Annotated in this window: 1 protein-coding gene; it reads right to left on the bottom strand. The window is 59.7% G+C overall.

The window, feature by feature from the left end:
- Positions 1–20: 20 nt before the first annotated feature.
- Positions 21–320 (bottom strand): hypothetical protein (locus EN850_RS35000; protein WP_210238069.1); only part of this gene is annotated, 300 nt, incomplete at its 5' end.

Genomic DNA, 320 nt, shown 5'->3' with positions numbered 1-320 from the left:
TCAGGGGCCGCGCTTTGCGCTCAGGGCATACCGCCGAGCGAAGGTGAAATCGTGCTGCCGCGATTGGGGTCGTCAGGGTGTTCGTCCGGCACAGTGGGCCGTGCCGACAGAGGCGGATGGCTGCGATAGCAGGTGTCGATCGAATCGTTCACTACGCACTGCGCGAATGCGTCCGCCTCGCTCTTTTGCGCGAACGTGTAAAGGGTTCGTTCGACCTGGACTTCCGTATCGGACACGCGAATGGTCGTGATTGGCATGAGGCGCTCCTTTTTACAAAGATGAATCCGAAGCTTCAGCGTTGAGTACGCAATGGGCGTGCC

This window comes from Mesorhizobium sp. M8A.F.Ca.ET.207.01.1.1, from assembly GCF_004794715.1.
Taxonomy (GTDB): domain Bacteria; phylum Pseudomonadota; class Alphaproteobacteria; order Rhizobiales; family Rhizobiaceae; genus Mesorhizobium.
This window is presented reverse-complemented; position numbering and strand designations above follow the sequence as displayed.